Raw genomic sequence first — 11,918 nt, forward strand, 5'->3', positions numbered from 1 at the left:
CGATGCCCACTTTTCCCGAACGCATGCAGTCCGGATCGCCCTATCCCCTTGGTGCGAACTGCGATGGCATGGGGACGAACTTCGCGGTGTTCTCCGCCCACGCCGAGCGCATCGAACTGTGCCTCTTCGATCCGTCGGGCAAGCGTGAGATCGCGCGCTACGACCTGCCCGAGTGCACGGATGAAGTCTGGCACGGCTACCTGCCGCGCGTGCGTGGCGGGACGTTGTACGGCTTTCGTGCCCACGGCCCGTATGCACCGGAGGAAGGCCACCGTTTCAACCCGCACAAGCTGCTGCTCGATCCGTATGCCCGGTTGCTCCACGGGCAGGTTCGCTGGTCCGATGCGCTGCATGGGTACCGGGTATCGTCACCACGCGCCGATCTCTCGTTCGATCGCCGTGACAGTGCTGCCGCCATGCCCAAGGCGGTGGTGGTGGACGAACCCATGCACTGGACGCAGGGCAACCGGCCGCACACACCGTGGAACGAAACGGTGGTGTACGAAACGCACCTGAAGGGCTTCACCCGCAACCTCAAGCGTATCCGCCAGCATGAACGCGGTACGTTCATCGCGCTGGCCGATCCCTACGTCGTGGATTACCTGGTGAAGCTGGGCGTCACCGCCGTGGAACTGCTGCCGGTTCACGCGTTCCTCCAGGATCGCCGGCTCACCGAGATGAAGCTGCGCAATTATTGGGGCTACAACACGCTGGCGTTTTTCGCGCCGGAACCGGCCTACCTGGCCGAGGGCGCCCTGAACGAAATCCGCGCCGCCGTGCAGGCGCTGCATGCCGCAGGGATCGAGGTGATCCTCGACGTGGTTTACAACCACACCTGCGAGGGTAGTGAGATGGGTACCACCATGTCGTTCCGCGGCCTCGACAACAAGAGCTACTACCGGCTCATGCCGGATAACCCGCGCTATTGCATCAACGATACCGGCACCGGCAACACGGTGAATACGGCCCACCCGCGCGTGCTGCAGCTGGTGATGGATTCGCTGCGCTACTGGGTCAACACCTTCCACGTCGATGGCTTCCGCTTTGACCTGGGCGTGAGCCTGGGCCGCGAGGAGAATGGTTTCGATCCGAATTGCGGCCTGTTCGATGCCATGCGCCAGGACCCGGTGCTCGCCAACGTGAAGTTGATCTCCGAGCCGTGGGACATCGGCCCCGGGGGCTACCAGCTCGGCAATCATCCGCCGGGCTTCGCCGAATGGAACGGCAAATTCCGCGATGACGTGCGCAAGTTCTGGAAGGGCGATTCGAACATGCGCGGCATCCTCGCCGGCCGCCTGCAGGCCTCGGGCGAACTGTTCGATCACCAGCGACGCAAGCCGTGGGCGTCGGTGAACTTCCTTACCGCGCACGATGGGTTCACGCTGGAAGACCTGGTCAGCTACAACGACAAGCACAACCTGGCCAACGGTGAAGACAACCGCGACGGCGGCAACGATAACGAAAGTTACAACCATGGCGTGGAGGGACCTACCGATGATCCCGCGATCCGCCTGGCGCGTGACCGGGTCAAGCGGGCGATGCTATCGACGCTGTTCTTCTCGCACGGCACGCCCATGTTGCTGGGCGGTGATGAGTTCGGGCGCACACAGGATGGCAACAACAATGCGTACTGCCAGGACAATGAGATCTCCTGGTATGACTGGAAGCTCGCTACGTCCGATCGCGGCAAGGAGCTGACCGATTTCGTGGGCCGGCTGGTGCGCCTGCGCGAGCAGCACCCGACCCTGCGTGCCGCGCACTTCCTGCGCGGCGATACCGATGTGCTGCCCGGCATTCGCGAAGTGGCGTGGTTCGACGAAAGTGGATCGGAGATGACCCAGGATACCTGGGGCTACACGGAAGGACGCCTGCTGGCGTTGCGGCGAGCGCAGGCGTATGGCGAGAAGCGCGCGGACGTCACCCTGGTGATGATCAACGCGACGCCCGAGATGCACGTATTCCATATTCCCCAGCCAGGAGTGGCATGGCGGCGCCGTTGCAACAGCGCGGAGCCGACGGCACCGGAAACCGCCTGGAGCGAACCGACGATCGAAGTGGAAGGGCATAGCGTGGTGTTGCTCGCGGCAACGGTGCGGCTGGAGCAGGCATGAGCGCCCGGTTCACCCATGCCATGCCTTACGGCGCGCGCCCCATGGGTGACGGTAATACGCGGTTCCGCCTGTGGGCTCCTGACCTGGAATCGGTAGCGCTCGAGTGTGAGGACGGGCACGTCGCGAGCATGCGTGCGCTCGATGACGGCTGGTTCGAATGCATCTGCCCACGTGGGGTGGGCTGCGCGTACCGCTTTCGCTTGCGAGACAACCTGGCCGTACCCGACCCCGCGTCGCGCCGCCAGGTTAATGGCGATGTGCATGGTTACAGCGTGGTCGTGGACGCCGCCGCGTACGAGTGGATCAACGCGGGGTGGCAGGGCCGCCCGTGGCACGAGACGGTGCTCTACGAGTTACACGTGGGGGCGTTCGGCGGTTACGCGGGGGTGGCGAAGGCGTTGCCGCGGCTTGCGGCGCTGGGCATCACGGCGGTGGAGTTGATGCCCGTGGCGGAGTTCGCCGGCTCGCGCAACTGGGGGTACGACGGCGTACTGCCGTATGCGCCGGCGGCAGCGTATGGCACGCCCGATGAGCTGAAGGCACTGATCGATACAGCACACGGCCTGGGGCTGATGGTGTTCCTGGATGTGGTCTACAACCACTTTGGACCGGAAGGTAATTACCTGCATGCCTATGCGTCAGGCTTCTTTGATGAAGATGCCGACACGCCGTGGGGTTCGGCCATCGGTGTGTCGACGCCGCAGGTAGGCGACTTTTTCGTGCACAACGCGCTGTACTGGATCGAGGAGTACCAGGTGGATGGGCTGCGTTTTGATGCGGTCCATGCCATCGGCAACCCGGGCTGGCTTTCCTCGCTGGCCGCACGGGTGCGCGCCGCCGTCGGTAACCGGCGCCACGTGCACCTGGTGCTCGAGAACGAAGCGAACCAGGCCAACCTGCTGGGGCGCGGGCGCTTCGATGCGCAGTGGAACGATGATTTCCACAATGCATTGCACGTTCTCCTCACGGGAGAACAGGAAGGCTACTACGCGCACTACACCACGCCGATGGACAAGCTTCTGCGCAGCCTGCGCGAAGGCTTTTCATACCAGGGCGAAAAGTTCGCCGGCCGCCGTCGAGGCGAACCCAGCGCGCACCTGCCACCCTCGCGATTCGTGAACTTCCTGCAGAACCACGACCAGGTAGGCAACCGTGCCTTTGGTGAACGGCTGACCGCACTGGTGGAGCCGGAGGTCGTCGAGGCGGCCCTGGTGTTGCTGCTCCTTGCGCCGTTTGTCCCCATGCTTTTCATGGGCGAGGAATGGGGGAGCCGTACGCCTTTCCTCTTCTTCACTGATTTTCCGGATGAGGCGCTGCGGACCGCGGTTCGCGACGGCCGGCGCAAGGAGTTCGCCGCGTTTTCCCGTTTCGGTGGCGAGGATCTGCCCGATCCCAATCATCCCGACACCTTCCAGCGCTCCATTCCCGGTGGCGACGGCGAGCGGACCGACGTGCGCATGGCGCTCGTGCAGCGCTTGATCAGCCTGCGTGCGAAATACGTTAGCCCCCATAGCGAGACCGCCGTGAGCCGTGGCGCCACGGCCCTCGGCGAGAAGGCCCTCATGGCTTCGTGGTCCTTGGGTGGAACAGGCACCTTGTCCCTCTTTGTCAACCTGGGCGACGCCGATGCGGCGCTGGCCCAGCCACCTTCACCCGCGGCGGCGTGGTTGCATGGCGACGCTGCGGATATCGCCTCCCTTTCACGCGGGCTGCTGCCAGCACGCCGTGCCCTCGCTTGCCTGGAGTCCTGACCGTGAACGCCCCCCTCGACGATCGCCTTGCACTGCTGGCCGAACAAGCAGGCGTTGATGTCCACTGGCGCGATGCGCTGGATCGTCCCCAGTCGGTGCCGGCGGATACGTTACGCGCGGTGCTCCAGGCGCTGGGGTTGCCAGCGGATAGCGCGGGGGAGGTGGAGGAGAGCCTGCACCGGCTCGAGGAGGAGCGGGCAGGGAGTTATCTTCCGCGCATGATCACGGCGGATGCCGGAACCGACATCAACGTGCCGGCGGCACCGCGCGGGCGTACTTGGAAGCTGCTGGGGGAAAACGACAGCTTGATCGCGGAGGGCGAACTGGCGTCCGGCGATGGTCGTCTCGCTGCACCGCGCGAGCCCGGTTACTACACGCTGTTTCTGGACGACGCCGAGGTCACCGTCGCCGTCGCACCGCCGCGGGCGTTCAGCGTCGCCGATGTGAAAGGGCTGCACCGTCCATGGGGCATGGCCGTGCAGGTGTCGGGACTGCGTCGCCCCGGCGATGGCGGTATCGGTGATTTCACCGCGTTGAGCCTGTGCGCCCGGGCGGCGGCCGAGAAAGGCGCCGACGCGCTGGCGATCAGCCCCGTGCATGCGCTGTTCGCCGCCGCGCCGGAGCGCTACAGCCCTTACGCGCCATCCAGCCGTCTGTTCCTCAACGGCCTTTACGTGGATCCGGTGCAGACCAGCGGCGAGCAGACCGTACGTGCGGTCATTGACACGCACAACCTGCGCCAGGAACTGGCCGAGCTGGAATGGCTGGAGTTGATCGACTGGCCGCGCGCCGCCCGTGCGCGCATGACGATCCTGCGCTCCGTCTACGAGTGGGCCTCGGTGGACTTCGCTCATTCGGAACGGTTCGCCGCGTTCCGCAGGGAGCAGGGCGAGGCGCTTGAGCGGCATGCCCGGTTTGAAGCATTGCATGCCGATTTCACCGCGCACGGCCGGCCCGGTGGGTGGCAGGGATGGCCGGCGGCCTTCCATGACCCTTCCAGCCCCGAGGTGGCCGCATTTGCGCGCGAGCATTCACGCGAGGTCGGCTTTCATGCCTGGTTGCAATGGCTGGCGGCGCAGGGGCTTTCCGGTGCGCAGAAAGCCGCACGCGATGCCGGCATGAAAATCGGCCTGATCGCCGACCTTGCCGTGGGCGCGGATGCCGGTGGCAGCCATGCGTGGGCCCACCAGGCTGAAATGCTCCGCGGGCTTTCCGTGGGCGCACCGCCGGATGCACTCAACCGCCTTGGCCAGGACTGGGGTCTTACAACGTTCTCGCCGCGTGGCCTGCGCGATACAGGCTTCCGTGGATTCATCGGCATGTTGCGCGCCGCGCTCGCCTATTCGGGTGGCGTGCGGATCGACCATATCCTTGGCCTCAAGCGACTGTGGATGGTGCCGCACGGTGCGGGGGCCACGGAGGGGGCCTATGTTCGCTACCCGCTGCAGGACCTGTTGCGCCTGATTGCGCTGGAGAGTCACTTACACCGAGCGTTGGTCATTGGTGAGGACCTCGGTACGGTGCCGGGGGATTTTCGCCAGGCCATTGGCGAGAAGTGCGTGCTGGGCATTCGCGTCCTGTGGTTCGAACGTGCGGCCGATGGTGGGTTTATGGCGCCACATGATTGGTCCGCGACGGCGATGGCGACGACCAGCACGCATGACGTGCCGACGGTCGCGGGATGGTGGAGCGGCCGCGACATCGCCTGGCGGAAGAAGGCGGGCCTGGATGATCCCGATGTGGACGAAGTGGCCGGGCGCGAGGCCGACCGCCACCGCCTGTGGAGTTCCATGGTCGCATCGGGCTCCGCGTGGAACGCGGAGACACCGCCGGGGCCGGACGATATCTCACCTGTCGTGGTGGCGGCGGCGAAGCATGTGGCACAAGCCCCCGCACCGATCGCCATCTTCCCCGTGGAAGATGTGCTTGGCCTGCACGAGCAACCCAACTTGCCGGGCCCAACGGACGCGGTGCATCCCAACTGGCGTCGTCGCATGCCGGATTCATCGTCGCGGCTATTCGATGGCCCGATCGCCCATGCGGTAAGCGCGGCGATCGACCAGACCCGGAACCGTTCGTGAGCCCACCGCGCGCGCTGGGCCGGCTTCAGTTCCACGCCGGCTTTACGCTCGATGATGCCGTGGATGTGGTGGGTTACTACGCGCGCATGGGCGTCAGCCACCTTTACGCTTCGCCCATCCTCCGTGCACGCCGCGGTTCGACGCATGGCTACGACGTGGTGGATTGCCATGAGGTGAACCCGGAAATCGGCGGCGAGGAGGCCTTGGGTCGGCTGGTCGCCGCGTTACGCGCACACGACATGGGGCTGGTCGTCGATATCGTGCCGAACCACATGGGTATCGGCAGCGAGAACGCCTGGTGGATGGATGTCCTGCGCCATGGGCGAGAAAGCCGCTACGCCGGCTATTTCGATATCGACTGGCTAGCCCCCGATCCGCTGGTACGCGGCCGGGTGCTATTGCCCATCCTGGGCGATGGGTATGACGCCGTGCTGCGCAGCGGGCAGCTGCGCCTGGCGCGGCGTGGCGAGGCGTGGGTGCTGCGTTTGTATGACGACTATCTCCCGCTGTCGCCGGCTTCCGCCGCGGCCCTTGGCGACGATGCGTTGCATGTGCACGAGCCACGGCACGATGGGGGCAGGGCGCGCCTGCATGAGCTGATCGAAAAGCAGCATTACCGCCTTGCGTTCTGGAAGCTCGCCAGTGACATGGTGAATTACCGCCGCTTTTTCGACATCAATGAGCTGGCCGGCTTGCGGATCGAACGCACCGCCGTTTTCGAGGATACCCACCGCACGATCTTCCGGCTGTATGCGGAGGGTCTTATCGATGGTGTTCGTTGCGACCACGTCGATGGCCTGGCGGATCCGCGCCGATATTGCCGGCAGCTGCGCCACCGCCTGGAGCGCCTGCGTACGCAGCGGCCGGTGGGTGCGCCACGCGATGCCGCGTATCTCGTCGTGGAGAAGATACTTGCCGAAGATGAGGCATTGCACGCCGACTGGCGCACGGATGGCACCACGGGGTATGAGTTCATGGACCAGGTATCGGCGGTGTTGCACGACGAGCGTGGCGAGGCGCCGTTGACCGAGCTATGGCGGCGCCTGACCGGGGATGCCGCGGATTTCGCGACGCAGGCCGTACGTGCCCGCCGGCAGATCCTGGTCGACAGTTTCGAAGCCGAACTCGATCGAACAGCGCGTGCCCTGTTTGCCGCCGCGCGCGCCGATGTGGCAACGCGTGACGTGTCCCAGGCCGCGATCCGGCGTGTGCTGGTCGAGTTGCTGGTCCATTTTCCGGTGTACCGCACATACGCGGGTGGCGCTGGCCGCGATGCGTTCGATGAATCCGTGTTCGCGCGTGCCGTGGAGGGCGCGTTACGTACCTTGCGGCAGGAGGATGCCGAACTGCTGCACCTGGTCGCGCGCTGGCTTGGCGGTGAGGCTCCGCGCACGTTGCCGCCAGGCCCCGTGCGCCGCGCGCGCGAGCGGGCCATCGCCGTATTCCAGCAGGCGACATCGCCGGTTGCCGCGAAAGCCGTGGAAGACACGGCGGGCTATCGCTATGGACGCCTGCTTTCGCGCAACGAGGTGGGCGTGGACGCGGCGCACCTCGCGATCCCGCCTTCCACGTTCCATGCCCGTTGCGCCGAACGGCACATGGCGCTGCCGCATACCTTGTTGGCCACCGCCACCCATGACCACAAGCGCGGCGAAGATTTGCGCGCCCGCCTGGCCGTGCTTTCGGAGGTGGCCGAGCGCTGGGTCATCACGGTGGAGCGCTGGCGGATCCGTCACGCGGACCATCGCCAGCGTGCCGACGGGCGCATGGCACCTTCTGCCTCCGATGAGGCGATGCTCTATCAGATGCTGGTCGGTGCCTGGCCGCTGGGCCTGGCGCCCGACGATGACGAAGGACTGGAGCGTTTCGCGACGCGTATCGCCGCGTGGCAGCGCAAGGCGCTACGTGAAGCGAAGCGCTGGACGCGGTGGACCTCGCCGAACGAGCCGTATGAGGACGCGTGCGAAGATTTCCTTAGGGCGATGCTGTCGGGTGGTGCTGCGGAGGAATTGCATGCCTTCGCTGAGTACATCGGCGCGCCAGGTGCGGCCAATGGCCTGGCGCAGGCGGTGTTGCGGCTGACGACCCCGGGGGTTCCGGATCTTTACCAGGGCACGGAGTACTGGGATTTCAGCCTGGTGGATCCGGATAACCGGCGGCCGGTGGATTTCCTGGCGCGCTCAGCGTCGCTGGAGAGGGAGTCGGCGCCGGTCGATGCGCTCTGCTCATGGCGGGATGGCGCACTGAAGCAGTCGGTGATCGCGCGCCTTCTCTGTGCTCGCAAGGCCCACCCGGAGCTGTTCGCCCGAGGCACGTACCGGGCGCTCGAGGCGGTTGGGCCGGCCGCGGACAAGGTGCTGGCCTTCGCGCGCGAGCATCGCGGGCAAAAGCTGGTGGTGGCGGTGGGGCGGCACCTGGCGCCCTGGCTGGCCGGGTTGTCGGCCCCGGCGATCCCGACGGAACGTTGGGATGGCACATCGCTTGAGCTTCCCGCTGGCAAGTGGAACAGCCTGCTGGGCAGCGAGAAGAGGGAAGGGGGCGTGGCACCGGCGGCTGGGCTATTCGGCGACCTCACCGTAGCCGCCTGGATAAACCGATAGGGGCGCCCATGCTTCAGCCCCCCAGGTCGCGTACCAGCTGAATGTAATCGCGCATGGCCTGCTGCCGCGGGGTGCCGCTCAGCTTGGCCCATGCCTCGTACTTGGCCGTGCCCACGAAATCGAAGAAACCCGGCTTGTCGCCGTGTACATCCCCCTCCGAGCCCTGCTTGTAGAGGGCATAGATCCTCAGGAGGGTATCGTTGTCCGGCCGGTGCCCGAGCCGGGTGATATCCAGCGACGCCTGTTCGAACTGGCTCTGAAGGTCGTCTGGCATGCGGGCGGGCTGGCGTGGCGCGGTAGGTTGGGGGCTTGTAACACGCGTATCCGGCACTGTCCATCGGGCAGCCTCGGGGCGTGGCTCGCTGTATCATGCCGGTTTCGCGACCGAGGTATCCCATGGCCCACGCGCCCGTCCCCGTCCTCACCATCGACGGCCCCTCGGGCTCCGGCAAGGGCACCATCAGCCGCCTGGTCGCCGAGAAACTCGGCTGGCGCATGCTCGATTCCGGCGCCCTCTACCGGGCGGTAGGCTACGCCGCCGGTGCCGAGGGCATCGATCTTTCCGACGAGGAAGCGGTCACCCGCTGCGCGCAGCACATCAAGATCCGCTTCCAGGCCAGTCCCGACGGCGGCGAGACGCACGTCCTGGTCAACGGCCACGACGCCACGGACGAACTACGCACGGAAACGGCAGGGGCCGCGGCGTCCGCCATTGCCGTGATTCCTTCGGTGCGGCAGGCCCTGGTGGACCTGCAGCTGGCTTTCCGCAAGGCCCCGGGCCTGGTGGCCGACGGCCGGGACATGGGTACGGTGATTTTCCCGGATGCCCCGTTCAAGGTCTTCCTGACCGCCAGCGCGGCCGAGCGTGCGAAAAGACGCTATAAGCAGTTGAAGGATAAGGGCCTCAGCGTTACACTTGCAGGCCTGCAACGGGAAATCGAGGCCCGCGACCAGCGTGATGCGTCGCGGCCCGTCGCCCCGTTGAAGCCCGCCGAGGGCGCCGTCGTCATCGATACGACCGGCATGCCCATCGAAGTGGTGGTGGCAAAAGTTTTCGCCGTGGTGCGCCCGTAGGGCGCATTCGGCACATCGCCCGCGCAGTGTGCGCGGGTTCTTGGCAACGGTGCCCGGGGGCTCCATGTAAGTGGCCCCTCCGTAAGCACCCACAACCGGTGGGTCCCTCGTCCGCTCGCGTTCACTGATGCACGCCTGCGCCGGGTACGGCCTTTCATAACCCTGGAATCAACATGACTGAAAGTTTTGCCGAACTGTTTGAACAGAGCCAGCAGGCCATTTCGAAGCTGAAGCCCGGCTCCATCGTCACCGGTATCGTTGTGGAAATCCGCAACGACGTGGTGGTGATCAACGCTGGCCTGAAGAGCGAAGGCATTGTTCCTATCGAGCAGTTCAAGGACGAGAACGGCGCTCTCGAAGTAGAGGTTGGTGACGAAGTCAAGGTCGCGCTCGACGCGCTCGAAGACGGCTTCGGCGAGACCAAGCTCTCCCGTGAGAAGGCCAAGCGTTCGATGGTGTGGGACGACCTCGAGCAGGCGTTCGACAAGGAAGAGACCATCACCGGCAAGATCTCCGGCAAGGTCAAGGGCGGCTTCACGGTCGACATCAAGGATGTCCGCGCGTTCCTGCCGGGCTCCCTGGTCGACGTGCGTCCGGTCCGTGACCCCGTCTACCTCGAGGGCAAGGACCTCGAGTTCAAGATCATCAAGCTCGACCGCAAGCGCAACAACGTGGTCGTCAGCCGTCGCGCCGTCGTCGAGACCGAGTTCTCCGAAGAGCGCGAGAAGCTGCTCGAGCGCCTCACCGAGGGCGCGGTCGTCAAGGGTGTGGTCAAGAACCTCACCGATTACGGCGCGTTCGTCGACCTCGGCGGCATCGATGGCCTGCTGCACATCACCGACATGGCGTGGAAGCGCGTCCGTCACCCGTCGGAAGTCGTCAACGTTGGCGACGAGCTCGACGTCCGCGTGCTGAAGTACGACCGCGAGCGCAACCGCGTTTCGCTCGGCCTGAAGCAGCTCGGCGACGATCCGTGGGTTGCCATCGCCCGCCGTTACCCGGTCGGCAGCCGCCTGTTCGGCAAGGTTTCGAACGTGACCGATTACGGTTGCTTCGTCGAGATCGAGCCGGGCGTGGAAGGCCTGGTGCACGTGTCCGAAATGGACTGGACCAACAAGAACGTCAATCCGGCCAAGGTCGTGCAGGTCGGTGACGAGACGGAAGTCATGGTCCTGGACGTGGATGAAGAGCGTCGCCGCATCTCGCTGGGTATCAAGCAGACCCGCTCGAACCCGTGGGAAGCCTTCGCCGCCATGCACAAGAAGGGCGACAAGGTGTCCGGCCAGATCAAGTCGATCACCGACTTCGGCATCTTCATCGGCCTCGATGGCGGTATCGATGGTCTCGTCCACCTGTCCGATATCTCGTGGCAGGCCTCGGGTGAAGACCTCGTCCGCAACTTCAAGAAGGGCGACGAAGTCGAAGCCGTGGTGCTCGCCGTGGATCCGGAGCGTGAGCGCATCTCGCTTGGCATCAAGCAGATGGAGCAGGATCCGTTCGGTCAGTTCATGGCCACGAACCCGCGCGGCACGGTCCTGACCGGTACGGTCAAGGAAGTGGACGCCAAGGGTGCGCTGGTTGACCTGGGCGAAGGCGTCGAGGGCTACATCCGTGCCAACGACATCGCCAAGGAACGCGTTGACGACGCCACCCTGCACCTGAAGGTGGGTGATGCGGTCGAGGCGAAGTTCACGGGCATGGATCGCAAGGGCCGTCAGCTGCAGCTGTCGATCCGTGCGAAGGACGAGGAAGAGCTGGCCGATACCATGGCTGACTACCAGTCCGCTGCCGGTGGCACGACCAAGCTCGGCGCGCTCCTCAAGGAGCAGATGAACAAGGCCGACTAAGGTCGGAGCGAGGGGCGGGTATCCCGCCCCTCGTTTTGTTGTAACCTGTTGTTTGCGTCAGCTTTATCGAAGAATCAGGGGACCCATGACCAAGTCGGAACTGATCGAGGCGCTGGCGCGGCGCCAGACCCACCTTGCCTTCAGCGATGTGGAACTTGCCGTCAAGAGCGTGCTCGAACAGATGAGCCATGCCCTTTCCACGGGCGAGCGCATCGAGATTCGCGGCTTTGGCAGCTTCGCGCTGCACTTCCGTCCGCCGCGCATGGGGCGTAACCCCAAGACCGGCGAAGCGGTAGCCCTGCCGGGTAAGCATGTGCCTCATTTCAAGCCGGGCAAGGAACTACGCGAACGCGTAAACCTGGCCCTCGAAGACGCCGCTTCCTAAGCGGCGTTTTTTTTGGGGTGCATTGGCAACCTGCGGCCCCTAAACCCGCACAACCTAAACGAATTCCGA

The 11,918-nt window shown here is 65.3% G+C and carries 8 protein-coding genes; 7 read left to right on the forward strand and 1 reads right to left on the reverse strand.

Annotated elements, in window-relative coordinates:
- Positions 1-2: 2 nt before the first annotated feature.
- From glgX to treY, 4 genes are read left to right on the forward strand one after another with little or no spacing between them, the layout of a single operon-like run.
- Positions 3-2,111: a glycogen debranching protein GlgX gene (glgX, locus tag L2Y97_RS08680; protein ID WP_247435501.1), complete on the forward strand. Its 2,109-nt coding sequence runs from the start codon at positions 3-5 to the stop codon at positions 2,109-2,111.
- A complete protein-coding gene (treZ, locus tag L2Y97_RS08685; protein ID WP_247435504.1) occupies positions 2,108-3,862 on the forward strand; it encodes a malto-oligosyltrehalose trehalohydrolase in 1,755 nt (584 codons plus the stop codon). The genes glgX and treZ overlap by 4 nt, the downstream gene beginning before the upstream one ends.
- Positions 3,863-3,864: 2 nt before the next feature.
- Positions 3,865-5,943, forward strand: a complete 2,079-nt coding sequence (gene malQ / locus L2Y97_RS08690; protein WP_247435528.1) for a 4-alpha-glucanotransferase — start codon at positions 3,865-3,867, stop codon at positions 5,941-5,943.
- Positions 5,940-8,543: a malto-oligosyltrehalose synthase gene (gene treY, locus L2Y97_RS08695; protein WP_247435531.1), complete on the forward strand. Its 2,604-nt coding sequence runs from the start codon at positions 5,940-5,942 to the stop codon at positions 8,541-8,543. Before malQ ends, treY begins: the two co-directional genes overlap by 4 nt.
- A gap of 13 nt (positions 8,544-8,556) precedes the next feature.
- On the opposite strand, the gene L2Y97_RS08700 is transcribed toward treY, so the two are convergent.
- On the reverse strand, positions 8,557-8,817 hold the full coding sequence (locus L2Y97_RS08700; RefSeq protein WP_247435534.1) for an acyl-CoA-binding protein: 261 nt from the start codon (positions 8,815-8,817) through the stop codon (positions 8,557-8,559).
- A gap of 122 nt (positions 8,818-8,939) precedes the next feature.
- On the opposite strand from L2Y97_RS08700, the gene cmk reads away from it, so the two are divergent.
- The 3 genes from cmk to L2Y97_RS08715 all read left to right on the forward strand — a co-directional run bounded on the left by cmk (position 8,940) and on the right by L2Y97_RS08715 (position 11,849).
- Positions 8,940-9,617 carry a (d)CMP kinase gene (gene cmk / locus L2Y97_RS08705; RefSeq protein ID WP_247435536.1) on the forward strand — a complete coding sequence of 226 codons (678 nt, stop codon included), beginning with the start codon at positions 8,940-8,942 and terminating at the stop codon, positions 9,615-9,617.
- Between the two features lie 173 nt (positions 9,618-9,790).
- Entirely contained in the window at positions 9,791-11,464 is a 1,674-nt protein-coding gene (gene rpsA / locus L2Y97_RS08710) for a 30S ribosomal protein S1 (RefSeq protein WP_247435538.1), read from the forward strand.
- A gap of 85 nt (positions 11,465-11,549) precedes the next feature.
- Entirely contained in the window at positions 11,550-11,849 is a 300-nt protein-coding gene (locus tag L2Y97_RS08715; RefSeq protein ID WP_247335824.1) for an integration host factor subunit beta, read from the forward strand.
- The last annotated feature ends 69 nt before the right edge of the window (positions 11,850-11,918 follow it).

Origin of the sequence: Luteibacter aegosomatissinici (genome assembly GCF_023078495.1) — a bacterium.
GTDB lineage: Bacteria > Pseudomonadota > Gammaproteobacteria > Xanthomonadales > Rhodanobacteraceae > Luteibacter > Luteibacter aegosomatissinici.